Source organism: Bacillus sp. Pc3, from assembly GCF_000815145.1.
Classification (GTDB): domain Bacteria; phylum Bacillota; class Bacilli; order Bacillales; family Bacillaceae; genus Bacillus; species Bacillus velezensis.
On sequence record NZ_CP010406.1, the window covers coordinates 2,502,335 to 2,526,342 of the forward strand.

General features: G+C 44.3%; 24 protein-coding genes and 4 pseudogenes. 19 read left to right on the forward strand and 9 right to left on the reverse strand.

Going from position 1 to position 24,008, the window contains the following annotated elements:
• Positions 1 to 29 precede the first annotated feature (29 nt).
• The 6 genes from SB24_RS11980 (at position 30) to SB24_RS12005 (ending at position 5,469) form a co-directional block, all read left to right on the forward strand.
• A complete protein-coding gene (locus SB24_RS11980) occupies positions 30 to 1,355 on the forward strand; it encodes a UDP-glucose dehydrogenase family protein (RefSeq protein WP_039253554.1) in 1,326 nt (441 codons plus the stop codon).
• A gap of 63 nt (positions 1,356 to 1,418) precedes the next feature.
• Entirely contained in the window at positions 1,419 to 2,207 is a 789-nt protein-coding gene (locus SB24_RS11985) for a YwqG family protein (protein WP_039253556.1), read from the forward strand.
• 281 nt (positions 2,208 to 2,488) lie between these two features.
• Complete coding sequence (locus SB24_RS11990) at positions 2,489 to 2,923, forward strand: coiled-coil domain-containing protein (RefSeq protein WP_039253558.1); 435 nt, start codon at positions 2,489 to 2,491, stop codon at positions 2,921 to 2,923.
• Entirely contained in the window at positions 2,923 to 3,183 is a 261-nt protein-coding gene (locus SB24_RS11995; protein ID WP_007407543.1) for a YwqI/YxiC family protein, read from the forward strand. The genes SB24_RS11990 and SB24_RS11995 overlap by 1 nt, the downstream gene beginning before the upstream one ends.
• Before the next feature lie 19 nt (positions 3,184 to 3,202).
• A complete protein-coding gene (locus SB24_RS12000) occupies positions 3,203 to 4,939 on the forward strand; it encodes a ribonuclease YeeF family protein (RefSeq protein WP_039253563.1) in 1,737 nt (578 codons plus the stop codon).
• 20 nt (positions 4,940 to 4,959) lie between these two features.
• Positions 4,960 to 5,469, forward strand: a complete 510-nt coding sequence (locus tag SB24_RS12005; protein ID WP_015418379.1) for a hypothetical protein — start codon at positions 4,960 to 4,962, stop codon at positions 5,467 to 5,469.
• A gap of 63 nt (positions 5,470 to 5,532) precedes the next feature.
• Here SB24_RS12005 and SB24_RS12010 read toward each other — a convergent pair.
• Positions 5,533 to 6,144: pseudogene (locus SB24_RS12010) on the reverse strand (IS3 family transposase); the annotation flags it as partial.
• A 3-nt stretch (positions 6,145 to 6,147) separates the two neighbouring features.
• Between SB24_RS12010 and SB24_RS20665 the strand changes: the two are divergent.
• The 7 genes and pseudogenes from SB24_RS20665 to SB24_RS12050 all read left to right on the forward strand — a co-directional run.
• A pseudogene (locus SB24_RS20665) lies at positions 6,148 to 6,520 on the forward strand (T7SS effector LXG polymorphic toxin); the annotation flags it as partial.
• A 16-nt stretch (positions 6,521 to 6,536) separates the two neighbouring features.
• Positions 6,537 to 6,842, forward strand: coding sequence for a hypothetical protein (locus SB24_RS12020; protein WP_012118628.1), 306 nt, complete (start codon positions 6,537 to 6,539; stop codon positions 6,840 to 6,842).
• 160 nt (positions 6,843 to 7,002) lie between these two features.
• Positions 7,003 to 7,583, forward strand: a pseudogene (locus SB24_RS19635) (HNH endonuclease); the annotation flags it as partial.
• A 137-nt stretch (positions 7,584 to 7,720) separates the two neighbouring features.
• The gene (locus SB24_RS12035) at positions 7,721 to 8,281 is read left to right on the forward strand and encodes an AHH domain-containing protein (RefSeq protein ID WP_052467622.1); all 561 of its coding nucleotides are present in this window, start codon (positions 7,721 to 7,723) and stop codon (positions 8,279 to 8,281) included.
• Positions 8,278 to 8,790 (forward strand): hypothetical protein, encoded by a 513-nt coding sequence (locus tag SB24_RS12040; RefSeq protein WP_015418376.1) that lies wholly within the window; start codon positions 8,278 to 8,280, stop codon positions 8,788 to 8,790. Before SB24_RS12035 ends, SB24_RS12040 begins: the two co-directional genes overlap by 4 nt.
• Before the next feature lie 267 nt (positions 8,791 to 9,057).
• Complete coding sequence (locus SB24_RS12045) at positions 9,058 to 9,711, forward strand: hypothetical protein (protein WP_015418375.1); 654 nt, start codon at positions 9,058 to 9,060, stop codon at positions 9,709 to 9,711.
• A gap of 92 nt (positions 9,712 to 9,803) precedes the next feature.
• On the forward strand, positions 9,804 to 10,520 hold the full coding sequence (locus tag SB24_RS12050; RefSeq protein ID WP_015418374.1) for an endonuclease V: 717 nt from the start codon (positions 9,804 to 9,806) through the stop codon (positions 10,518 to 10,520).
• Between the two features lie 157 nt (positions 10,521 to 10,677).
• Here the strand turns inward: SB24_RS12050 and chrA are convergent, their stop codons facing one another.
• From chrA to SB24_RS12065, 3 genes are read right to left on the reverse strand one after another with little or no spacing between them, the layout of a single operon-like run.
• Positions 10,678 to 11,214, reverse strand: a complete 537-nt coding sequence (gene chrA / locus SB24_RS12055) for a chromate resistance efflux protein ChrA (protein ID WP_015418373.1) — start codon at positions 11,212 to 11,214, stop codon at positions 10,678 to 10,680.
• Complete coding sequence (chrB, locus tag SB24_RS12060; RefSeq protein ID WP_015418372.1) at positions 11,211 to 11,801, reverse strand: chromate efflux transporter subunit ChrB; 591 nt, start codon at positions 11,799 to 11,801, stop codon at positions 11,211 to 11,213. The genes chrA and chrB overlap by 4 nt, the downstream gene beginning before the upstream one ends.
• A 13-nt stretch (positions 11,802 to 11,814) precedes the next feature.
• Complete coding sequence (locus tag SB24_RS12065; protein ID WP_039253568.1) at positions 11,815 to 12,291, reverse strand: chromate efflux transcriptional regulator ChrS; 477 nt, start codon at positions 12,289 to 12,291, stop codon at positions 11,815 to 11,817.
• A gap of 207 nt (positions 12,292 to 12,498) precedes the next feature.
• On the opposite strand from SB24_RS12065, the gene ggt reads away from it, so the two are divergent.
• Entirely contained in the window at positions 12,499 to 14,076 is a 1,578-nt protein-coding gene (gene ggt, locus SB24_RS12070) for a gamma-glutamyltransferase (RefSeq protein WP_039253571.1), read from the forward strand.
• A gap of 7 nt (positions 14,077 to 14,083) precedes the next feature.
• Here the strand turns inward: ggt and SB24_RS20585 are convergent.
• The 3 genes and pseudogenes from SB24_RS20585 to cotG form a co-directional block, all read right to left on the reverse strand.
• Positions 14,084 to 14,385 (reverse strand): annotated as a pseudogene (locus SB24_RS20585) (hypothetical protein).
• 165 nt (positions 14,386 to 14,550) lie between these two features.
• Positions 14,551 to 15,171, reverse strand: a complete 621-nt coding sequence (locus SB24_RS12080) for a flavin reductase family protein (RefSeq protein WP_012118614.1) — start codon at positions 15,169 to 15,171, stop codon at positions 14,551 to 14,553.
• A gap of 156 nt (positions 15,172 to 15,327) precedes the next feature.
• Entirely contained in the window at positions 15,328 to 15,861 is a 534-nt protein-coding gene (gene cotG / locus SB24_RS12085; RefSeq protein WP_033574417.1) for a CotG/ExsB N-terminal domain-containing protein, read from the reverse strand.
• A gap of 140 nt (positions 15,862 to 16,001) precedes the next feature.
• Here cotG and SB24_RS12090 point away from each other — a divergent pair, with 140 nt between their 5' ends.
• The 3 genes from SB24_RS12090 to SB24_RS12100 all read left to right on the forward strand — a co-directional run bounded on the left by SB24_RS12090 (position 16,002) and on the right by SB24_RS12100 (position 18,828).
• On the forward strand, positions 16,002 to 17,096 hold the full coding sequence (locus SB24_RS12090; protein ID WP_015240725.1) for a CotH kinase family protein: 1,095 nt from the start codon (positions 16,002 to 16,004) through the stop codon (positions 17,094 to 17,096).
• A gap of 122 nt (positions 17,097 to 17,218) precedes the next feature.
• The gene (locus SB24_RS12095) at positions 17,219 to 18,112 is read left to right on the forward strand and encodes a hypothetical protein (RefSeq protein ID WP_007614229.1); all 894 of its coding nucleotides are present in this window, start codon (positions 17,219 to 17,221) and stop codon (positions 18,110 to 18,112) included.
• A gap of 41 nt (positions 18,113 to 18,153) precedes the next feature.
• A complete protein-coding gene (locus tag SB24_RS12100; protein WP_007407530.1) occupies positions 18,154 to 18,828 on the forward strand; it encodes a hypothetical protein in 675 nt (224 codons plus the stop codon).
• A 48-nt stretch (positions 18,829 to 18,876) separates the two neighbouring features.
• On the opposite strand, the gene SB24_RS12105 is transcribed toward SB24_RS12100, so the two are convergent.
• A complete protein-coding gene (locus SB24_RS12105) occupies positions 18,877 to 20,208 on the reverse strand; it encodes an arsenic transporter (protein WP_012118610.1) in 1,332 nt (443 codons plus the stop codon).
• Between the two features lie 194 nt (positions 20,209 to 20,402).
• The gene (gene alsR / locus SB24_RS12110) at positions 20,403 to 21,311 is read right to left on the reverse strand and encodes an acetoin biosynthesis transcriptional regulator AlsR (RefSeq protein ID WP_039253579.1); all 909 of its coding nucleotides are present in this window, start codon (positions 21,309 to 21,311) and stop codon (positions 20,403 to 20,405) included.
• A 156-nt stretch (positions 21,312 to 21,467) separates the two neighbouring features.
• Here alsR and alsS point away from each other — a divergent pair, with 156 nt between their 5' ends.
• Both alsS and budA read left to right on the forward strand, forming a co-directional pair.
• Positions 21,468 to 23,180 carry an acetolactate synthase AlsS gene (gene alsS, locus SB24_RS12115; RefSeq protein ID WP_007407527.1) on the forward strand — a complete coding sequence of 571 codons (1,713 nt, stop codon included), beginning with the start codon at positions 21,468 to 21,470 and terminating at the stop codon, positions 23,178 to 23,180.
• 60 nt (positions 23,181 to 23,240) lie between these two features.
• On the forward strand, positions 23,241 to 24,008 hold the full coding sequence (budA, locus tag SB24_RS12120) for an acetolactate decarboxylase (protein ID WP_003151318.1): 768 nt from the start codon (positions 23,241 to 23,243) through the stop codon (positions 24,006 to 24,008).

The following is a 24,008-nucleotide window of genomic DNA, read 5'->3' on the forward strand; positions in this document are numbered from 1 at the left end:
AGCAATTTCTAAACGGTTGGGGGAACACGATGAAAATAACAGTGATCGGAACAGGCTACGTCGGTCTTGTGACAGGAGTGTCTCTTTCAGAAATCGGCCATGACGTAACATGCATAGATATTGACGAACGTAAGGTTGAGCAGATGAGAAAGGGGTTGTCCCCTATCTTTGAACCGGGCCTTGAAGATATGATGAAACGAAATATCGGCCGGCATCGGCTGGCATTTGAAACGAGCTACGAAAAAGGGCTTGCGGAAGCGGACGTTATTTTTATAGCGGTCGGAACGCCGCAAAAAGAAGACGGGCACGCAAACCTTACTTATATTGAAAATGTCGCCGAACGGATTGCCGAACATATTTCTAAAGATGCGATCGTCGTGACAAAAAGCACGGTTCCCGTGGGAACGAATGACAGGATCAGCGAAGTTATTCATTCACGGCTGAAAGCGGACGTGAACATTTCAATCGCCTCGAATCCGGAATTTCTCCGTGAAGGTTCGGCGATTCACGATACCTTTCACGGCGACCGCATCGTGATCGGGGCTGAAGACCGGCAGACGCGGGAAACGCTTGACCGGGTTTTCGCGCCGCTTGCGATTCCGGTATATCATACGGACATCAGAAGCGCTGAGATGATCAAATATGCGTCAAACGCATTTTTAGCGGCGAAAATCAGTTTTATTAATGAAATTTCTCATATATGTGAAAAAGTCGGTGCGGATGTGGAATCAGTCGCACACGGAATGGGATTGGATAAACGGATCGGCAATCAATTCTTAAGAGCCGGCATCGGTTACGGCGGTTCCTGCTTTCCGAAGGATACAAACGCCCTCGTGCAGATCGCGGGACATGTGGAGCATGATTTTGAATTGCTGAAGTCCGTCATTAAAGTCAACAATAACCAGCAGTCCATGCTGGTTGATAAAGTGCTGAACAGGCTCGGCGGTGTGACGGGGAAGACAATCGCGTTATTAGGGCTGTCTTTTAAGCCGAATACAGATGATATGCGGGATGCCCCGTCCATTGTCATTGCGGATCGTCTGGCGGCTCTTGACGCCCGGATGACAGCGTACGATCCGATCGCTTCATTCCGGGCTTCCGGGCTGCTTCCGGCTGAAGTTTCCTATCGGGAGTCCATAGAAGAAGCCGTCAGGGGAGCGGATGCCGTCCTGATTCTGACAGATTGGGAACAAATTAAACACTTCCCGCTTGAAGCGTACAAAGAGCTGATGGAAACCCCGGTTATTTTCGACGGGAGAAACTGCCACTCGCTTGAGGAAGCGGAACAGGCGGGCGTGGAATATATCTCAATCGGAAGAAGAGCCGTCGTGCCTCAGACTGATTCTGTCACTTGAAAGGCCGGCGGACCGCGCCGGCCTTTTATCATACAATCATTAGAGACGAAGGGGATATTAATCGTGGAAAAAACATGGAAACTGCCGAAGCAAATGGAATCATCCCGCGATCTGCTGGAAACGTCAGCACGGCCTTTTATCAAACTGCACGTCAAAAAAGCTGAAACGGGACGGTATGACAGTAAAATTGCAGGAGACCCCTATTTTCCGAAACATGAACCATATCCTAAAGATGAAAGCGGCAGGCCGATGAAGCTTCTCGCTCAAATCAATTTTGCGGATATGCCCGGACTCCCTGATTTTCCGGCCACCGGCATTCTTCAGTTTTACATATCGGTCAGTGATGACGTATACGGTCTGAATTTTGACGACGGGTGCGTGCAAACGGGTTTCTGCGTCAAATATTTTGAACATGTGACAGCAGAAGAAGCGGAGCTCATGGATGATTTTTCTTTCGTTCAGGTTGAAGAGGAGTACGATTTTCCGATTCAATCAGAAGCGCTGATCACCCCTGAGCTATCTGCTGAATGGGTGCTCCCGTCTGATTTTCAATTCAGGCAGTATGCCGGGATGGATGCCTTTGACTATTTCGAGCAGTTTGACGATGAGGTGTATGACGAATATACGGCGAACGCATTCGGCCATAAAATCGGCGGCTATGCGTCCTTCACCCAGGAAGATCCGCGGTCTTACTCCTATCAAAACCATACGATTCTGCTTTTGCAAATTGATTCAGATGATGACATTGATTCGATGTGGGGAGATGTGGGAATCGCCAATTTCTTTATCAGACCGGAAGATTTGAAGAAAAAAGATTTCTCAAACGTTTTGTACAACTGGGACTGCAGTTAACGACAGTATGATGATCATGATACAAGGCAAAGGAGACGGTTAATCACTGTCTCCTTTTTTTTTAGGGAATTTATCATGGATACATAGAGGAGATCGATGAATGGATATGCCGTTTATGTGAGTCTTTTGGCGTTAATGATGAGCATCTCGGCTGTTGAAAATAAGCCATTTAACCTATTTAAGCTGCTTTCTGTCTATTTTAAAATATAATATATGGAAATATAGTATGGAAAAGTCTGTGCTTTTTGTACGACTTTTTGCGTAAGACGAGGTGAAAACAGATGAGCCATTCAAGCACATTAAGCCATATTAACAGCACGATCAGCCATAAACTGGGCGAGGTTGAACACCAAATTGATAAATTAAAAGAAGCGAAAAGAGAGATAGAATCTCTGCAGGAAGAGGGCGTATCTGAAATCAGGGACATCCTCAGGCCGCACCTGGACCATCATTGGACCGGCACTTTTTCTGAAGAATTTGATGACCGGCGCGATCAGGCCCATACAGAAGCATACAGAATCGTCACAGACAAATACGACGGTTATATTTACCGAATCGGCTTAAAGATGACACAGCTTGAAATTGAAAAAGGAGGGCTCCTTGCCGCCAGAAGCATTGCGAGAGAGGCAGAGCACCTGCTGACGCTGGGAGAAGAAGCCCTTGACACGGTCGGAGAAAAAATACAATCAATCAAAAGAAGCTGGAGTTGGTTTTAATGGCAGAAATAAAACTCAAATACGGAACCGTCATGAAGCAGCTTGAATCCGTCAGCAGCGCTTTGGAGGCCGTCTCGATCGGGAACGCCGGTTCAAACGGAAAAAACAAGCTCGACTATACCTCCAAGTACCAATCCCGCGAGGCAAAGCTTGTATCGATGATCAGCGAATACAAGCAGGCCGTTCATAAGAATATCGCGGACGTTAAAGACAACGTAGATTCTTTGAAAGAACAGGACGAGGCGATCGCCGTAAAATAACGAAAGAAAGGACTTGCCGATGAGCAAAGTGTTTGAATCACAATCGTTAACGGACGAAGCAGATAAGAGAAAGAAACAATACGAAGCCCTTGAAGAGCAGCTGCGTGCGCTCAAACAAGCCTTTCAAGGCATGGCTGATCTGGGTGATGCTTTGAAAGGGAAAGGCGCAGACAATATAAAAGATTTTTTTCAGGGACAAGCGGAAATCGCCGACAGCTGGCTGACGCTTGTCTCTGCTCAAATTGCGTTTTTAAATGGCATTTCAGGTGACATTAAAGATCAAGAACTCAGCGATACATATGTGGAGACTTCATTTTTGGAGCATGAGCTGCCCAACGCGGATTTGAAAGCTTCAGAGATTGTCTCCGCTCATAAAGCAGAAATCGATTCAATTTTGTCAGGCATCAGCGATATTATTCATCTCGACACATATACGCTGGATGATTACGCTGACAAAATGGGCGATGCCCAGAAAACCAGACGTGACACGATCACGGCAGTCGATACGCTTGATGAATCCTTGACTGCTGAATATCAAAACTTAGAATCTCTGGACAACGCCGTGCTCAGCAAATATTCTGTTCTCATGCAGGCCACCAGCAACGGGAAAAGCGCATCCCCTATGTACTATGACAAAAAAGCCTTCCACAGCAATGAAATCTACAAAAGCGTCACGGCGACAGAAAAACAGGGAACGGACTATATTGACGCAAAAGCCCAGCAGGCCGAAGCAAGACGGCTTCAGGAAAAGGCTGAAGAAGAAGCCAATAAACCATGGTACGAAAAAACATGGGACGGCATCTGCAACTTTACCGGCGAAGTCACCGGCTATTATGATTATAAAAGAGCAGCCGAAGGCGTTGATCCGGTGACCGGAGAAAAGCTCTCCACCGCAGAACGCGTCACAGCAGGAGCGATGGCCGCCGCCGGATTCATACCGGTCGTCGGCTGGGCGGGCCGCGCTTTCAAAGGCGGAAAAGCCATTTACAAAACCGGAAAAACCGTCATTGCCGCAGAACATGCTTTAGATGCCTATAAAACCGGAAAATCCTTAGACATTCTCAAAATGACAGAAATGGGCGCATACGGCCTTGTCGCCTCAAACGGATTCTCAGAAGCCGTCACAGGCAGAGATATGTTCGGAAACAAAGTGTCCGAGGAGAAGCGGAAGCAAGGGGCGCTGGAAGCTGCGCTGAGTTTGGTTGGAGCCGGTGCATTGGCGAAGCATGTAAACAAAGGCATACCGCTTGCAAAATCGCCACAAGCATCAATAGTTGAAAAAGGAAAAAAGATTCTAGACCAAGTAAAAGAATTCAAAGTACCGACGAATGTAAAAATTCGTGTCCACAAGACTGTCACAGCGGATGGCGCAACTTTCCCAATCATTCATGCTGATGTGAAAACGACTGCTGTGAAAGATCTTGGGATTGTGAAGATGGTGGGTAGTGGCAGCGGGAATAGTAAGAAACTTTTCGGTCAAAATGGAACTCAAATTGCAAGTAAGACAACATGGCAAAATGGGAAGACAGAAAGAATAGACATTGAAAACCCAAATCCAGGGCAAAGAGAAGGTCAAATTCACTATCACGAGCCAAATAATAAAAAATGGTATTTTGATGTAGAAACAAAAAAGTTTTATGACCAAAAAACAGGTGAAGATGCACCTAGCAAAATTCAAAAAGTACTTAAAGACAAGAGTGTTCAGAAAGCTATAAATAAGGGATTGAAATTTTTAGGTGAGGATCCTGTATTTTAGTATAGGAGTGAAGATTATATATGGAATATACAAATAAAAATATGAAAAGACTAAAAGAACGACTTGAAGATCGGAGTAATGCAAATAAAGTTGACCTATCTAAATTAAAGGATATTATTTCACCTAATATAGTTAAAGTAGACGATTGCTATATTCTAGATCTAGAGTATGAGTTAACTGATAATACAACGATAAATTGGAATAGAATTTTGAAAATGTACGGGGATAAAACGGGGTATGAAGCATCGTGTAATGAGCTCCGCATAAACGATTATTTAGACTGCAGTGATTTGTCTGATGAAGAGATTTCACTTTATGCGTTTCAGGTAGTAGACGGTTGGGAACAACATTTAAAAGAAAAATTTCCTGAGCATAAATTTGTTGTAATTATAAGTATTGATGAAGGTTTTGCGACACTTAGATTTCATAAATATAGAGAAGAGGAAAGCGGTTGGCTAAAGGCCGACATTGAAGAGTACGGAAACGAAGCTATCCTTGTAAAAGAAATTAACTTTAGTAATAAAATTTAACTAAAAAAGCAAGTAGTTATATTGGGACTGACCCCTGTTTTTGAGACAGGGATCAAAACACCTTCATACAGCCAATTGCCGATATTGTATCGGCGATTGGCTGTTTAGTTTCGTTTGAATACGAATATTGTTATAATAATGAATGTATTCTATGGCAGTGCGTTCTACGATGGCCGTCGTAGTTCGATCAATGTTAAGATAGAACGTTTCAGACTTTAGTGAGGAATGAAACGATTCGATGGAGGCATTATCAGCGGGCGTCCCTTTGCGGGACATGCTCATGGTAATGCCTTTTGTTTTAACAGCTTTCTGATACTCATAAGATGTATAAACAGAACCTTGGTCACTATGTAACAGGCAGTTCTCTGGCAGTGCGGGCAGCTGATCAAGTGTGTGTAAGACAAAGTCTGTGTCCTGTCTATCGCCAATCGTAAAAGCAATCACTTCTCCATTGTATAAATCCAATATACTGGAAAGGTACAATTGTTTCTGCCCATAAGGCAAATATGTGATATCCGTTACTAGCTTTTCCAGAGGGCGATCATACTGAAAGTTTCGATCTAATATATTCTCGGCCACGGCATATGGCTGCCCATTCTTCTTGCGCTTTTTCACCTTAACCCGGCATTGCCACTGATTCTTCTGCATAATGCGCTGAACCGTTTTATGATTCATGCTGATGTGAAAACCAAAGCTGTGAAAGATCTTGGGATTGTGAAGATGGCTGGTAGTGGTAAAGGTATTAAGGGTATTGTTAAACCTGTTTCAAATATGAATGAGTTTTTTGATATGGAATTTGGAAAAAATAAGTAATTCCTTATCAAAATCAAAAGTAAAGTACGATGGACAATCAATTTATAAGGTGGAAAAGAAAACTGATAACCAATATCTGAAAAAGGGTTATGGAGTTTATCTTGACGCATTACACAAAGACCATTTAGAAGTAATAGATAAGACGGGAAATGTGAAATACGTATTGAATTTAGATGGTACTTTAAACCCTGACAAGACTAAGAAAGCACTTGGACGAGTAGTTAAGGGTTGGAAATAATAGTGGAGGAATTTATATGGATAAAAAGTTAGAAGGAATATTGGACATACTAGATAAACTTAATTCAAGTATTAATATTGTAAATAAAGAAGATTTAGATGAACAGTACGAGAACCTTGAGGATTTTAGGGTGTTAACTAGAGATTTAGATATTATACTAAACAATTTTGGTTCATTGGATAAGAACGATGGTGATGAAATAGAGAAAATGTTATTTGAACTTCATAGAATTCTAACGACGTTTGAATGGCATTTCTCAGAAATCAGTGATTTAAACACAACAATTTTAAAAGTTTATAAAGACAAAATCAATAACCTCTAGTAATGAAAAGCCTTAAAAGATTTTTATTTTCTTTTAAGGCTTTTTTAGTGGGGGTGAGTGCCGAATAAACTGTTTTCTATTTAGAGAGTAGAGGTGATCCTTATAAGCCTTATATGATGTTTTACCAAATTATAGAGTGCGTACAAATAACTTTAAAATGTATACCCTATCGTATGAATCAAGGATTAATCAAACACCTGCACAGATCAATCCAAAGATTGAATTTGAAGGAATTAGGGGAGAATCTTTAAGTACGCTTAAACCTCCACCAGACCCTAAATTGAAAAGCATATTAGATGAGGCTGGTATAAAAGGTATTCAATATAAAAATGGAGTTCCTGATTTTTCACCAATTGCAAAGGCACAAGTTGAAATCAACTATATGCTTGGAGGAAAAGGAACTTATGGGGGGAAAGCAAGACAGCTAATTTTGTTCAATCAGATCAAAAATTAGCTGACCAAATTAATGGCTCACCTGAGTTAGCAAGTCAATTTGGGATGGAATCTGGTAAAATTAGTGCAAGAGATATAAAAAAATATCGAGAAAAAAATAAATTAACATGGCATGAATTAAATGATGTTAAAACAATGCAACTTGTGCCAACAAAAATAAATAGTGAATTCGGACACCTTGGTGGTGTAGGAGAAATAAACGCAGGAGCTTTTAAACCTGAAACAAAGGCATACCGCTTGCAAAATCGCCACAAGCATCAAAAGTTGAAAAAGGGAAAAAGATTCTAGACCAAGTAAAAGAATTCAAAGTACCGACGAATGTAAAAATTCGTGTCCACAAGACTGTCACAGCGGATGGCGCAACTTTCCCAATCATTCATGCTGATGTGAAAACGACTGCTGTGAAAGATCTTGGGATTGTGAAGATGGTGGGTAGTGGTAAAGGCACTAAGGGTCCGATGATAGAGCAGAAGAGGAAAATATCAGGACGACCGGGTCATACAACAAAAAGCGATTCAACTGAACTTGGGAAAAACTTGTTAGAATCTATGGGATTACCGCGGTCATCAAAATGGACTGGATACCAAGCCCAACATATTATTCCTGGAGAGCTATATAACCATCCTATAATTAAAAAAATAGGAATGGAAACAAATCATGCATCGAATGGTATTTTCTTACCAATACCTGCAGAGGCAATAAGTACTTTGTCTAGACATAGAGGTTATCATAGTGTTTATAATAATGTTGTAAAAAAACAGTTGAATAAAATGGACATTAATGAAAGTGTTGAAGTTTTAGAACAACAAGTTTATGAATTACAGCAAAAACTAAAATTAGGGGTAGAAAAAGGAATACCTCTTTATAAATCGAAAATCAAAAATATGGGAAAGTTTTATAAAAAAGGTCAAAACAAAAAGCTCCCTCTCTGGCAAAGAGGCGGGGGAGCTACAGAGGAATTATGGGAAAGGTGGTTAAATAAATGAGTAGTTTCGGTGAATATAGCGATTTAGTGGAAGAGGTAATTGACTTTATTAAGGATGGAGAATTATTTAAAAATAATAATCGGAATTTGTCTGATATTACAGTTACAGACGATTTTGAGATTGCACAACAATTAGCATGGTCTCAAGATACTGATGAAGTTGAAGTAATTTGGCAAGATGTCAAATCAAATGAAACCGGACAGTTGCTGGGTATAATTTTAAATAATGATCACTTAAAAACAATAGATGAAGAATTATCGAATATTTTCAATTCTGATGATAACTATTCTGAAGATTTCATTCCTATGGATTTTTGGGATATTGCTGAAGAAGTAGAGTCAGATCTGTATAAATGTGCAATCAATCGTCTGGTAAACGGTAATAAAGACAATCTTTTTGAGAAAATGTTTCAAGTATATAAATCCGGCGGATGGCCTTGTGGATGGAAAGGTATATATCCTGAAGGTCAATTAGTCGCTTTTATACCCCCGAAAGCTATGAATGATTAGTATATTTATTTGGGTTGTACCGATAAGGAGATTGAACCTTATTAAAATTAAAGATTAGGAAATGAATAGTTACTAACAGAGGTTCTCATGGTAAGAAAACATAATAAATTAGATGTTCCAAAAGCGAATATACATCCCAGAGAATAACATTAGGAGATGCCTTGTTTACTGATGTATTAGAATTGCTATAGTTAAGAGCTTGCCGTGTTGTCATCGGCAAGTTTTTTTATAGATAATATAACAATGTGGAATACAAGGAGAAGCAGGATGGACAGAGATCAAATTTCTCAATTGCAGCCATTAAAAATCTGTAATGGCTGGTCTGTAGTACAGAACAATTTAAATTCAGAAAAAAGAATGGAAGAAAAATATGAACTGCTAAAACTACAAAATGAAAAACGTAATGCTGTTATTAAGGTAATATTTCAAAATGATCAATACCATCTCATAGTAGCGGGCTTGAAAAAGGATAAGATTTATAAAGAAGACTCTTTTAATGAAATGGAACAATTATTGGAAGAGTTAGAATATCAAATCTGGACTGTGGGAAGTGGGGTTTTAGAGGGTTTGCAGCAGCTAAGCCAACATGTTCCCAATTTCTTAAGGCTTAAGATACCGGCGGGCTGGACTGTTGATTATATTACATTAAAAGATACTGACCCTAAAACTCTAGAGGAAAATGATGATGCTTGGTTATTTGACTTTAATCAAGACCTCCTGCAGATTTCTCATAAAACTAAAAATTTGCTGCTTGATGTAGGGTGGTACCCAGAAGGCGATCCAACCGGCAGTTATGGCATTGAACTGATAAAAAACGAAGATTGGGAAAATCCTTTAGAAGATATTATGTGTACTGAACTTAAAGAATTACTTAAACAATTGGACCTTATTTTTATGAAAGAAATGAAAAATGAATTTTAATAAAAGATATAATTTGTTGAAGGAGTCTTCGCTAGATCGACACACAGGACGACTGAGAGCGAAGACTATTTTAAGAGAGGAAAACAAGTAAAATGAAAATACATCAAATTCACGATTTTGATCTAAATGATGAATCGGATTTTATTCAAACACAACAATCCCTAATACATAGAATCAACCTATCCCCCGTCATCCATCCAGACTCCGTCAACACATGCGCAGGCGTCGACCTCGCTTATTGGGAGCAGGACGGGGAACCGTACGGCGTATGCAGTATCATCGTGATTGACGCTGATACAAAAGAAGTGATTGAAAAAGTGCACAGCATGGGGAAAATCAGCGTGCCGTATGTTTCCGGTTTTCTTGCGTTTCGCGAGCTGCCGCTGATCATCGAAGCGGCCGAAAAGCTGGAGGCGGAGCCGGATGTGTTTTTGTTTGATGGCAACGGGTATCTGCATTACAATCATATGGGCGTTGCCACCCATGCGGCTTTTTTTCTGGGTAAGCCGACGATTGGGATAGCGAAAACCTATCTCAAAATCAAAGGCTGCGATTTTGAGATGCCCGAAAATGAAGTCGGCGCCTACACCGATATTCTCATTGACGGCGAGGTATATGGCCGGGCGCTGCGGACACGGCGGGACGTGAAGCCTATCTTCTTGTCTTGCGGACATAACATTGATTTAGAAAGCAGCTATCAGGTCACAATGAAAATGATCAATCGAGAAAGCAGGCTGCCGATCCCTGTCCGTCTGGCTGACCTTGAAACGCATGTTTTGCGAACGTTTTATCGGAAAAATCACGTGTAACACTTGCAGTCCGGCAGGCTGCAAATGTTTTTTATTGATCAGGCCATCTGGGAGGATGACAGGAACCACATGTAAGAAGCATAGACGAAGAAACAGTTATCTATATCGAACAACATATCGGGACTGAAACAAAAAGCACCTGTCCAGGTGCTTTTCTTTATAAATGAGGAACCACAAGACCTCCATACAAAAACGCCGCGATAATCAGGAAGGCCGGATGCATCTTAAATTTTGTCAAGGCAAGGAGGGAAATCCCAGCAATCACTATCGCTTGAACCCAGCCGATCGCTTTGATGCCGTCTGCGCCGATTTGCCAGGTAAGAATGAGCATCATGACGGCGATGACAGGCTGGACGGACAGCGTCATGCCTTTGATGACGGGGGATTGGCGGAAGCGCTGAATGATGCGCAAGAGGACGATCAATGCGAGCGCCGACGGTACGACGGTGGCGATCAGCGCAATCAGGAACCCGGGCCACCCGCCTGCGCTGTAGCCGACATACGCCGCGATTTTGGTTGCGATCGGGCCCGGCAATGCGTTCGCAAGCGCGAGCATATTTGAGAATTGATCGTTTGAGAGCCAGCTGTATCTGTTGACGACTTCTTCAAACATCAGCGGGATCGACGCCGGTCCGCCGCCATACCCGAGCACGTTTGCGACAAAAAACGCCATAAATACATAAATCATGATCATGAGGCCGACATTCCTTTATCTTTTGAACGTTTATTTGTGATTTTATCTTTCAATTTAAAATGAAACGCGCCGTACGCTAAGAAAATGATAATGACAAAGCCGGGATTGATCTGCAGCGTTTGCAGGCCGATAAAAGCGATGATAAAAAATAGGATGCCCGTGACCCAGCCGAAACCTTTAAGCGCTTTTTGGCCAAACTCGTACGCCATAATGCCGAGCATGACGGCGATTACCGGCGTGACGGCGCCAATCATGCCGGCAACAATTGCTGAGTGGCTTAAGACATTGACAGCCGCAAACAAGCCTACCATAGCAAGACATGTAGGCAGAATATGGGCAAGGGTTGCCACGATTGCGCCTAACGTGCCTTTCAGCTTAAAGCCCAGATACGCAGCCATTTTTGTGGCAATCGGTCCGGGAAGCGCATTAGCGATTGCTAATATTTCTCCGAATTCATCATCATCTATCCATTTGTATTTATTGACGGCTTCATGGCGGATGAGCGGGATCACCGACGGGCCGCCCCCGAATCCGAAAATGCCCGTTCGGACCATCGCCGCCGTAATGTCCCAATAGGGATGTTTCATGGCTATGTCCTCCTTACAGCTTCATGCCCGTTCTGCTTTTATACCGTTTAATCAGCATTTGGCAGTCGACGCTGACGACGCCTTTTTGCGTATAGAGCCGTTTTGTCAAAAACTCTTCCATCTCCTGATCATTTGCGAAAATGCCGTGCATATGCAGCTTGCTCGGTCCGGTCATATGATAAAGGCTGGTCACGGCCGGCTCCTTTTCAAGCTTTAATGCGGTTTCCTCCAAATACTGCGGCTCCACCTCCACATTAAAAAACACGGACACATGGCGGCCGATTTTCGCCGGGTTGATGACAGCGGTGAATTTTTCAATCACACCGGCATCGAGTAAATGCTGAATGCGGTGCTGAACCGCCACTCGCGACAGGTTAACCCGCTTTCCTACGTCTGTATAGGAAATCCTCCCTTTCTCGTGCAAAATCGAAAGAATCTGTTTATCCGTTTCATCAAGGACAAGATTCGGAATGCTGTATTCATGTTCCAATCCGCTTCACCTTCCTTCATTTGGTAGACATTATTGTATCATGAAACGTTACGGTATGAAGGGAGAAATTTTTTATTATTTTCGATACGTAATAACTTAGGGTAATTTATTATCGAAAAGTAAATAGTGTGTGAGATTTTCTTTCAGGAATGTGGATGGCCGCGAAGCCGCTTTTTATAATTGAGAAAATTTGTAAAGGGGCTTGCCATGAATACTTCAACCATCGGAACGAAACAAATGGTCGTCAGTCCGCATTATCTCGCTTCTCAGGCGGGGGCCGGCATTCTGGAAAAGGGCGGAAACGCATTTGACGCGGCAGTGGCGGTCAGCGCCTGTCTGGCAGTCGTGTATCCGCATATGACGGGTCTTGGCGGGGATTCATTTTGGCTCACTTACCATAAAGAAACGGGACGAATCAAAGCTTATAACGGGAGCGGCCGTTCAGGGAAGCATGTGACGAGAGACTTGTATCGGGGCAGAGAAGCGATCCCTCTGCGCGGGACAGAAAGCGCCATTACCGTTCCGGGAATGGCGGACAGCTGGGATGCCGTGCTTTCGGCGTACGGGCGTCTTTCGCTCGCTGAGGTGCTGAAGCCAGCTCTTGATTATGCGGCAAACGGATTTCCGGTGTCCGCCGACCAATGCGCCCACACAGAACGCAATCTCGCTCTTTTAGCCTCGACGCCTTACACCTCGGCCATTTTTACGAGAAACAAAAAAGCGCCCATGCCCGGTGAACGGTTTGTCCAAAAGGATCTGGCGGCCAGCTTGGAGCAGCTTGCCGAGAAAGGCAGAAGCGCTTTTTATGAAGGAGACCTCGCTCAACGCATCACATCCTTTCTGCAAAACAACGGCAGCCGTCTGACACTTGATGACTTTAAAGCCCACCGCGGCGAGTGGACGAACCCGGTATCCTCCGATTACCGCGGGTGCAAAATCTATCAGGCTCCGCCGAATTCACAAGGCTTTACAGGCTTAATGACGCTCAATATATTGGAAAACTATGATTTTTCTCAGATCGAACACGGTTCCTTTGACTATTATCATCTGCTGATCGAGGCGCTGAAGAAGAGTTTTCAGCACCGGAATGAAGTGCTGACTGATCCGGCATTTTCTCATATTCCGCTGGATCGGCTGCTTGATAAATGGTATGCAAAGCAGCTTGCGGAAGAAATCGGTAACGTGGCTGCGCCGGCGGTAAGCCGGCCGGTCGGAAGCGACACAGCTTATGCCGCCGTCGCCGATGCGGAAGGAAATGCCGTTTCCTTTATTCAGAGCCTCTATTTCGAGTTCGGATCTGCCGTTACAGCGGGGGAGACGGGTATTCTGCTGCAAAACCGCGGGTCATTTTTTTCGCTGGACGAATCCCATGTCAATACACTTGAACCCGGCAAGCGGACGTTCCACACTCTCATGCCGGCGATGGCCTGTAAAGAAGGAAAGCCGCACATCCTGTACGGAACCCAGGGAGGAGAAGGCCAGCCGCAAACTCAGACAGCGATGATTACGCGCATCATTGATTACAAAATGGACCCCCAGCAGGCGATCAATGAGCCGCGCTGGGTCTGGGGACGGACATGGGGAGAGGAGTATGAAGGGCTGAGGGTTGAAAGCAGAATCAGCCCTGAAACGAGAGAAGCCCTAAGGCAGAGCGGCCACCGCGTCGAGACCGTTGGTGATTTTGACGGGCTTATGGGCCATGCGGCAGCGATCGTCATTGATGAAGAAGGCTTTCTCCAAGGCGGGGCCGACCCGCGCGGCGACGGAGCGGCCGCAGGAGTATAGAGCTACGCTAACTGATGAAAAAAATAAGCACGCCAAGCGCGGCAGAAAGACCCGCGTAAAACGAATCGTACACATATTGCTTTTCCTCCCGCCGGTGCCGCCATTCCATTAAGCCGCTGCAGAAAAATAGCATGAAAACAACTCCCGCAAATCCGTACATTTCATTGAAAAAAGTCACCGCTGCGATGCCCGTAATAAGCAGTGTGATTTCGATTAATCGATATTGAGAACTTTGACGGCAAATACTTGAAACATAAGGCTGAGCAAAATAAATACGGCTGAAAAAATCAGTAACTGAATGAAATCCATCGTCTGCCTCCTAAAAATGTGTCACTCGTTTCATACGAGTGAGGGCCTTGTAAGTTTCGGCATTCTATAAGACATTAGGCTGAGTTGCATGGTAAAAGACTCAAAAAAGACCCCTTACGAAAGGGGTCTTTTTGGCTAGTTTCTTCTATTATAATGGTTCCTGCTTCAGGTCGGGCGGACAAGTGTATATGTCTTCCCGAGTCTGGCGTATTCATTCCCCGCGAGCCTTGCCGCAGGCTTCAGCTCATCTGTTCGTATGTAGCCTTTATCGGCGTCATATACTTGGTCATTCAAATGAAAACAAACGACTCTGCCGATGATGAGGTCTGTCGTCGTTTCTCCGCTGTCATTTTGGAACGGAAGATGGCGTTCGAGTATACATTCAAACCTGACTTTTGCTTCTTTTATACCGGGAACGCTGATGCAAGCGCTGTCTGTCACAGAAAGGTCTGTCATGCCAAGTTCACTGACATCAGGATCAAGCCTTGCCGCCGTTTTGTTAATGTCTTCAATAATGGACTCATCACTGACGTGCACCACGAATTCCCGATGAGCGAGTGCGTTTCTCGCGGTGTCTTTCTGCCGACCGTCCGCGCGGCTGACTGAGATGGCCAGAAGCGGCGGTTCTGCGGAGACAACGTTATAGAAACTGAAGGGCGCCGCGTTTACGGCGCCGTTGATGGATGACCGCGTCGTGACAAATGCGATCGGCCGGGGAACGACTGTGCCCGAAAGCAATTTGTAAGTGTCTTTTGCGTTCAGTTCGTCTGCTCGTAAGATATGCATGATTTCGGCCGCCTTTCTTTATCGTATGACCTGATTATACAGAAAGAAAATTCGGAAACACAACAAAAGAAAACCGGCTGCATATCTTATCACGTGGCATATATCTGATTGAGGAAAAAGGCTTCCGTTTAGCCGGCAGCCTATTTACGAATGGTGTTACTTGTAGTTTTTCTTTACAACCCAGATGTTCCCGTCTTTCCAGTACTCTGTTTTGCTGCAGTAATCGTCTTTTTTGCAAGGGTCTTTTTTATGAGGACGATAAGGTTTTTTCTGCGTGCGTTTTTTCTTGCGGCGGCATGATTTTTTGTGGCTGCGAGATTTTTTGTGAGACCGGCATGATTTTTTACGGCTGCGAGATTTTTTGTGAGAGCGGGATTTTTTATGGCTGCGAGATTTTTTGTGAGAACGGGACTTTTTATGGCTGCGAGATTTTTTGTGAGAACGGGATTTTTTATGGCTGCGAGATCTTTTGTGAGAGCGGCACGATTTTTTATGACTGCGAGATTTTTTGTGAGAGCGGCACGATTTTTTATGACTGCGAGATTTTTTGTGAGAGCGGCATGATTTTTTACGGCTGCGAGATTTTCTCTTCTTACTGCTTTTTGGTTCTTGGTACAAATAATCTTCCAATCCCTCGGTGCTTGCGGATTTTACTGCTTCTTCGATATCAGAATGGGAATAGTGGCCCATTTTGAAACCTCCTCATGATATATGTTTTAAGGATGCGATCCTTACTACCACATAGTACGCATGAATGAAAAAAGTGTATGTGTGATTCGCTGAGTTTTATATAAAAAGCACAGCCTAAATTAATACAGGGAGGTTTACTGATGAAAGACCAATCAACATTGCCTCTATACCAGCTGTTTATTCACCCGAAAGACTTAATGGAGCTGAAAAAAGACATTTGGGATGATGATCCGGTGCCCGCGGTGCTGAGAGTGAATCAAAAACGGCTTGACATTGATCTGGCGTACCGCGGCTCGCATATAAGAGATTTCAAGAAAAAATCGTATCACATCGCTTTTTATTCGCCGAAAACATTTCGCAGGGCGAAAGAGATACATTTAAACGCTGAATACAAAGATCCGTCGATGATGCGGAATAAGCTGTCTCTCGATTTCTTCGCGGAGCTTGGGACGCTGTCACCAAAGGCGAATTTCGTAACCCTGCAAATCAATGGCAGACATGAGGGGGTGTATCTTGAGCTGGAGTCAGTGGATGAATATTTTCTGGCGAAAAGGAATTTGGCGGACGGGGCTGTTTTTTACGCGGTTGATGACGACGCCAATTTCTCCCTCGTCAGTGATCTGGAGCGGGATACGAAAACATCGCTCGAACTTGGTTATGAAAAGAAAACGGGAACGAAAGAAGACGATTTATACTTGCAGGATATGATCTATAAAATTAATACCGTTCCGAAGTCAGAGTTCAAGGGGGAGATCGTCAAACACTTGGACGCCGATAAGTATTTGCGGTGGCTTGCGGGCATCGTGTTTACCTCAAACTACGATGGATTTGTTCATAATTACGCTTTGTACCGGAATCATGAAACGGGCCTTTTTGAAGTCATTCCGTGGGATTACGATGCGACGTGGGGAAGAGACATTCACGGTGATCGGATGGAGGCCGATTATGTCAGAATACAAGGGTTTAATACCTTGACTGCAAGGCTTCTGGATGAACCGTATTTCCGCAAAGCGTACAAACGGCTTTTGGAAGAGACGCTTCAGACCCGGTTTACCATTGAACATATGAAGCCGAAGGTCATGTCACTGTATGAGCAGATCAGGCCGCATGTCGCGAAGGATCCATATAAGAAAGAAGAGATTGATTGCTTTGACCGGGAGCCTGAAGTGATTTGCGAATACATTAAGGAGCGGTCAGCCTTCATCAGCAGTGAGTTAGAGCGGTGGAATATCTGATTTGGAAATGAAGAAAGATTTTTTACAAATAGGCTGGTGAATCAGTTCCCGAAAATAATCGTGATACGTATATATGCATTATGCTTTTTACATTATGAGAAAAATGACTAGGAGGACAATAGATGAAACGCAATACGAAGCGGCAGCGGTCTGATGACAACTTTTTGCATGCGATGGAAGGAAAAGTAATTACTGTCTACCGGGGAGGCCCGGAGTCCAAGACAGGGAGATTAGCAGACATTCAATCGGATTATATCGCTCTTCAGGTTGATAATAAAATCGTTTATTATCAATGGAAACACGTGAAAAGTGTGACGGAAAATACGAGTGAAACCGTATCGCCGGCCGAAGCGGCAGAATGTGAAAAAGCTGATGATTTTCAAGATCTGATCAGCCGGATGACCAATCGCACGGTGCAATTGAATCAGGGAGGTCCGGAATCGAAAAGAGGAAAGCTTCACGAAACAGGGGATGATTTTCTCGTGCTGGAAACGGAAGATGACGGAATTGTATATTTTAACGCCGATCATGTCAAAAGCATCAGCGCGGAACAAGAAGAGGACGGCCAAGAGGAGGAGCGCCCGGAATTTGAAATGGCTGATGATTTTCACGGCATATTTAAACGCCTGATCCACAAATGGGTATCCATCAACCGCGGAGGTCCTGAAGCCGTTGAAGGTATACTTGTGGATAATTCCGACGGCCACTACACTCTTGTGAAAGATAAAGAAGTGCTGCGGATCTATCCTTTTCATATCAAGAGCATCAGCGAAGGGGCAAAAGGAGCAGCTAAAAAAGAGGAGAATAAAGACGACGAGAATAAAGGTGAGAAAGAGAGCGCCGAAGAAGAAAAGCCGCATGAGGAAGAATCACGCGAAGAGCAGCGTACTTCCTCTAAAAAGTCGAAAAGATCGTCAAGATCCGTTCGATCTTCAAAAAGGGAGGAAGAGAACTCTTATAGCTATGCCACTGTATTAAGGACAATAGATTATCGGTGGAAACACGGCCGTAAATGATTGGAAAGATTGTCCGTAAACGCGGGAGAGGGGGGAATGAAATGGCTGGATTAAGCAGATTTCTGGATAAACAAGTCGATATTGAGATATCGGGGAATACGACATTTTCAGGAACTCTTTTGGATATCGGTCAGGATATCATTGTGATTCATGACGGCCGGACGTTTCTTTATATTCCGCTGCTGCACCTTCAGAGGATGACATTGACGCTCCCGGACGAAGAGAATAAAGAACCGTACGCAAGAAAAAAAAGTCCGCATCCCGAAAAACAGGAACATTCCTTTTCTTACCGGAATACCCTCCAGCATATAAAAGGCAGATTCACAGAAATATTTGTTACGGGAGACCGTTCCATTCATGGGTATGTGACAAGTGTTTTAAATGATTATTTTGTTTTCTTCTCTCCGGTTTATAAGACTCTTTTCATCTCAATGCATCATTTGAAATGGCTGACACCCTATTCCGATGAGCAGACGCCGTATACATTAAACAGTTCAGAGCTGCCGGTTGTTCCCGCTAATGTGCCCCTCGTCCGGAATTTTGAGGAGCAATTAAAAAGATATATCGGGAAGCTGATTATTCTGGATTTAGGAGATATACCGAATAAAGTCGGGCTGTTACAGGATGTCTCAGATAATATTCTTGAATTGACCAATGCAGACGGAGATACTGTTTTTTGGAAATTGAATCATTTAAAAACCATGCACCTGCCATAAATGATAAAACTGCCTCTCTTATACAGCAGGCAGTTTTTTTCATCAGGGCTAAAGGTAAATCCAACTGATCCAAACATATAAAACGGTAATGGTAAACACGACGGTGAGAGGGACAACGATAATGGTCGTTTTGATATATTCTGACCAAGAAACTTTTTCGCCGTGCTGTCTGATGATATGCATCCAGATCAGCGTGGCTAATGTCCCGATCGGCAGAAGCAATGATCCGATATCACTGCCGATAATATTAGCCAAATAAATGATTTTTACGGTTAATGGGTCGATGGACATTTCAGTTAATGTCAAAGTGCTGATCATTAAGGCGGGATGGTTATTGAACAAATTAGAGAGGACGGATGTAGCAATGCCCATAATAGATGCGGCGTGGGCAATGCTTTGTGAGACATAAGGTTCAATAGACTGAACAAGCAGCGCCGTCAGTCCGATATTATGCAGTCCGTAGATGATAATGTACATCGTGAAGGCAAAAATAAAGATATGCCAAGGCGCTTTCCTTAATAAGTCTGCCGGTCCGATTTTTAAATAAAACCATCTCCAGCCAAGCAGGATGACTGAACTGATGACAGCCACGAGCGAAACGGATATGCCGTTGTAAGAAGCTGCAAACAGACTGATCCGGACGAACAATACAAATGCCAAAACACAAAACATGATGTTCGTACGGCTGTTTTGGGTCGGGTCCGGCGGAGGCTGAAGCGGATGATATCGTTTGTGTTCCAGCGAGTCAAAATGAACCGGAATATCGGGGAGCTGTTTCGGCAAACGGCGGTAAAAAACGGCAAACAGCAGAAAGGCCATAAACACCAGTCCCAGCGTGCCGGGGATAAACATCATATTGGTGTACAAATAAAGGTCCATGCCTATCATTTTGAGAGAAATTAAATTGACGATATTACTGACGCCGATCGGGGTGCTTGCGGCTGTCGCAATTAATACGCCGCTTATTAAATACGGTGTTTTCTGATGTCTTTTAAGTCCGAGATATTGTAAGACCAATAGTAAAATAGGAGTGGTGATTAAGACGCTGCCGTCATTATTCAGAAAGAGCGTCATTGAAAAACAGAGCAGGTTGGTCAGCCAAAAAAGCCGGATGCCCGATCCCTTGGCGCGGTGAAGCAGTTTGGCCGCCGCCCAGTTAAAAAAACCGAAGCTTTCCAGCGCGATCGCCATAATCATTGTGGAGATAATGGTGATTGATGCTCCGGTGACTTTTGACCCTATATCCCCCAAATCATGAAAGGAAACGGTTCCGCATAACAAAACGAGAATGGCGCCCAGCGACGCCGGAACGGCTTCATTTAATCCCCCGGGTCTCCAAAAGATAAAAATAATGGTCACAAAGAAAGAAATCAGGGTCAAAATGACGGTAATATGTGTAATGTGTTCTGCCTCCTTTTAGATGGGTCATTGCCGCCCCGTTATTTTTATCCCTCCTGATCAGTTGTACTGTATGTATACGGGTACAGGTCGTAAGGTGTACTGAGCGTTTCTACCAATTTAGTAAAATTCCATAAAAGCACAAAAAAAGAGGCTGCTTTCGGCGGCCCTCTTTTTTATGCATTTTCCTTATCCGCCTGCAATAAAGCCTGGCGTTTATTCATAATAGCCAGAAAATGTTTCAGAATCGGATTTTGATTATCCTTGCGGTAGGCAATGACCCATTCGGCAGTGAGCTGCACCTGATTAATGCCGCGGTAGGCGACTTCGAGATTAAACAGCTTTTTAGCAGAAGAAGGCACGAAGGTTACACCGATACCGGCACTAACCAATCCGATCACCATTTGATACTCCGTCGCTTCCTGAACGATTTTCGGTTTGAAGCCCGCCTGCTCGCAGTAGTTTACAAACTCTAGGTATAAAGTCGGCCATGTTTCTTTCGACAGTGTGATAATCGGTTCATTTTTTAAATCGTGAATGTCGATTGTCTGTTTAGCGGTAAGCGGGTGCTGCTTCGGCAAAGCCAGAATGCACGGGCTGCTCTGCACCTTTTCCATATGTAACGCGGAATGCTGTAAAGGCGGATGAAGGATGCCGATATCAATGTTCCCCTTCAGAAGTTCTTCCTGCTGTCTGAAAGAAGAAATTTCACGCAGATCAAGCTTGACGGAGGGGAATTTTTCGCGGAATTCCCGAATGATCGGCGGCAGAAATTCATATGTGGCCGAGCCGACAAAACCGACGACAAGGCGGCCGAGCTCTCCCCGCGCCGTTCTCTGCGCCATTTCAATCGCTTTGTCTATTTCTTCGATCGCGTTTCTGCTGTGTTTTAAAAAACTTTCTCCGGCAGCTGAAAGCTCTACAACCCGTTTCGTGCGCTTTAATAAGGTCACGCCGACTTCCTTCTCAAGCTGTTTGATCTGCTGGCTGAGAGGCGGCTGTGTCATATTTAACCGAAGCGCAGCTTTGCCGAAATGAAGTTCTTCGGCAACGGCAATAAAGTATTGAAGATGGCGAAGCTCCATCCTTATCCATTCCTTTCTCTTTGTTAATTATTCGTGAAACATATTAATCATACGGCGAATTGATATTGGAGGTCAATTTCCAAAGAGTGTATAGTGAATAATATCACAAATTACTTAAAATTTTATATTTAATATGCATAATAAGGAGTGAGGGTGTTGGCAAAAGCAACAAATGAACTAAAAACCTCTGGAAAAAATCGGGGGGCGGAGCTTGTTGTTGATTGCTTAGTGGAGCAAGGTGTCACACATGTTTTTGGCATTCCGGGTGCAAAAATTGATGCAGTATTTGATGCGTTAAAAGATAAAGGACCTGAACTGGTTTTATGCCGTCACGAACAGAACGCTGCATTTATGGCTGCGGCTGTCGGAAGACTGACTGGAAAACCAGGCGTTTGTCTCGTTACTTCAGGCCCGGGGGCATCCAACTTGGCGACCGGCTTGTTAACGGCTAATACAGAAGGTGATCCGGTAGTGGCGCTGGCGGGTAACGTAATTCGCGCAGACCGTTTAAAACGGACACACCAATCATTGGACAATGCGGCGCTATTTCAGCCGATTACAAAATACAGTGTAGAAGTACAGGAAACAGGGAATATACCAGAAGCGGTAACAAACGCCTTCAGGGCAGCGTCAGCAGGTCAGGCAGGCGCGGCTTTTGTGAGCTTTCCGCAGGATGTTGTGAATGAAATCACAAATGTGAAAAACGTACGCAGCGTGCCGGCTCCGAAACAAGGCCCTGCACCGGAAGAAGCGGTCAGCGCGGCTATCGCGAAAATCCAGACGGCGAAACTTCCCGTTCTGTTAGTCGGCATGAAAGGCGGAAGACCGGAGGCGGTAAAACAAATCCGCAAACTGCTTGCCAAAACAAAACTGCCTTTCGTAGAAACGTACCAAGGGGCCGGCACATTGTCCAGAGAGCTGGAAGACCAATATTTCGGCCGGATCGGACTGTTCCGCAACCAGCCGGGCGATCTTCTGCTTGAACAGGCGGATGTCGTATTAACGATCGGTTATGATCCGATTGAATACGATCCGAAGTTCTGGAACGTAAACGGTGACCGTGCTATTATCCATCTTGACGAAATTCAGGCCGATATTGATCATGCCTATCAGCCGGAATTAGAATTATTAGGCGATATCGCCGCTACGGTTAAACAAATTGAACACGACGCTGTGACATTTGATATGGGCAGCCGTGAACAAGAAGTGCTGAGCGAATTAAAACAGATGCTCACAGACAGCGAGAAGGCGCCAAGCGACCATAAATCCGACAGAGTGCATCCTCTGCAAATCGTCCAAGAACTGCGCAATGCAATTGATGACGACGTAACCGTCACTTGCGATATCGGTTCTCACGCGATCTGGATGTCCCGCTACTTCCGCGCTTATGAGCCGCTGAAACTGTTGATCAGCAACGGCATGCAGACATTAGGCGTAGCGCTTCCTTGGGCGATTGCCGCCACATTGGTGAATCCGGGTGAAAAAGTCGTATCCGTTTCAGGAGACGGAGGATTCCTGTTCTCTGCAATGGAATTGGAAACGGCAGTCCGCTTAAAAGCGCCGATCGTTCACCTTGTATGGAATGACAGCACATATGATATGGTCGCATTCCAGCAAATGAAAAAATATAACCGTACATCATGCGTAGATTTCGGAAACATTGACATCGTAAAATATGCAGAAAGCTTCGGCGCCACCGGCTTGCGCGTTGAGTCACCGGAACAGCTGGCAGACGTGCTGCAAAAAGGCTTGAACACAGAAGGCCCTGTCATCATTGACATTCCTGTCGATTACAGTGACAATGTCCATTTATCAAGCGACATGCTTCCGAAGCAATTCAAAGAAAAAATGAAAGCAAAAGCTCTCTAGCACTCTGCGCACCATGACCTGTTTTCTAAAACAGCCCAATTTAAAAGGAGTGAAGGGAATATGAAAAACGCAAGCGACATCCATATGATGAGCCGCGGAGAAAAAGGCTCACCTGAGGATCAGATCTATCAAGTCTCAACAATGACATCTCTGCTGGACGGAGTATATGACGGAGATTTTGATATGGCCGACATTCCGAAGTTCGGTGATTTCGGAATCGGCACGTTCAACAAACTGGACGGCGAATTAATCGGATTTGACGGAGAATTTTACCGTCTGCGCGGCGACGGAACAGCTACGCCTGTTAAAGGCGGAGACCTGTCACCATTCTGCTCATTCACATTTTTCACGCCGGATATGACGCATACGATCGACGGCGAAATGACCCGTGAAGAATTCGAGCAGGAAATCGCCAGCCTTCTGCCTAGTAAAAACTTATTTTATGCGATCCGTTTAGACGGCGTATTTAAAAAGGTGCAGACAAGAACGGTAGAACGCCAGGAGAAACCGTACGTTCCGATGATCGAAGCGGTGAAAACACAGCCTGTGTTCAACTTTGACGACATTCAGGGTACAATCGCCGGCTTCTGGACGCCGGGGTACGCAAACGGCATCGCTGTTTCCGGATATCACCTGCACTTCATTGATGAAGGACGCAATTCCGGCGGACACGTATTTGACTATGTCATTAAAGATTGTAAAGTGACCATTTCTCAAAAAATGAATATGAACCTCAAGCTTCCGAATACGGCGGACTTTTTCAACGCAAATTTAGATAATCCGAATTTTGCGAAGGATATTGAAACAACCGAAGGAAGCCCGGAATAA

Excerpts from the sequence above, each read along its gene's own strand:
- SB24_RS12020 (WP_012118628.1), top strand. The coding sequence starts at position 6,537 with ATGGATAAAAAGTTAGAAGGAATATTGGACATACTAGATAAACTTAAT.
- cotG (WP_033574417.1), bottom strand. The coding sequence starts at position 15,861 with ATGGGCCACTATTCCCATTCTGATATCGAAGAAGCAGTAAAATCCGCA.
- SB24_RS11980 (WP_039253554.1), top strand. The coding sequence starts at position 30 with ATGAAAATAACAGTGATCGGAACAGGCTACGTCGGTCTTGTGACAGGA.
- SB24_RS12090 (WP_015240725.1), top strand. The coding sequence starts at position 16,002 with ATGAAAGACCAATCAACATTGCCTCTATACCAGCTGTTTATTCACCCG.
- SB24_RS12080 (WP_012118614.1), bottom strand. The coding sequence starts at position 15,171 with ATGCATATCTTACGAGCAGACGAACTGAACGCAAAAGACACTTACAAA.
- SB24_RS12035 (WP_052467622.1), top strand. The coding sequence starts at position 7,721 with ATGGTGGGTAGTGGTAAAGGCACTAAGGGTCCGATGATAGAGCAGAAG.
- SB24_RS12000 (WP_039253563.1), top strand. The coding sequence starts at position 3,203 with ATGAGCAAAGTGTTTGAATCACAATCGTTAACGGACGAAGCAGATAAG.
- SB24_RS12100 (WP_007407530.1), top strand. The coding sequence starts at position 18,154 with ATGGCTGGATTAAGCAGATTTCTGGATAAACAAGTCGATATTGAGATA.
- ggt (WP_039253571.1), top strand. The coding sequence starts at position 12,499 with ATGAATACTTCAACCATCGGAACGAAACAAATGGTCGTCAGTCCGCAT.
- SB24_RS11990 (WP_039253558.1), top strand. The coding sequence starts at position 2,489 with ATGAGCCATTCAAGCACATTAAGCCATATTAACAGCACGATCAGCCAT.
- chrA (WP_015418373.1), bottom strand. The coding sequence starts at position 11,214 with ATGATCATGATTTATGTATTTATGGCGTTTTTTGTCGCAAACGTGCTC.
- SB24_RS12045 (WP_015418375.1), top strand. The coding sequence starts at position 9,058 with ATGGACAGAGATCAAATTTCTCAATTGCAGCCATTAAAAATCTGTAAT.
- SB24_RS12005 (WP_015418379.1), top strand. The coding sequence starts at position 4,960 with ATGGAATATACAAATAAAAATATGAAAAGACTAAAAGAACGACTTGAA.
- budA (WP_003151318.1), top strand. The coding sequence starts at position 23,241 with ATGAAAAACGCAAGCGACATCCATATGATGAGCCGCGGAGAAAAAGGC.
- SB24_RS11995 (WP_007407543.1), top strand. The coding sequence starts at position 2,923 with ATGGCAGAAATAAAACTCAAATACGGAACCGTCATGAAGCAGCTTGAA.
- alsR (WP_039253579.1), bottom strand. The coding sequence starts at position 21,311 with ATGGAGCTTCGCCATCTTCAATACTTTATTGCCGTTGCCGAAGAACTT.
- SB24_RS12050 (WP_015418374.1), top strand. The coding sequence starts at position 9,804 with ATGAAAATACATCAAATTCACGATTTTGATCTAAATGATGAATCGGAT.
- SB24_RS12095 (WP_007614229.1), top strand. The coding sequence starts at position 17,219 with ATGAAACGCAATACGAAGCGGCAGCGGTCTGATGACAACTTTTTGCAT.
- SB24_RS12040 (WP_015418376.1), top strand. The coding sequence starts at position 8,278 with ATGAGTAGTTTCGGTGAATATAGCGATTTAGTGGAAGAGGTAATTGAC.
- chrB (WP_015418372.1), bottom strand. The coding sequence starts at position 11,801 with ATGAAACATCCCTATTGGGACATTACGGCGGCGATGGTCCGAACGGGC.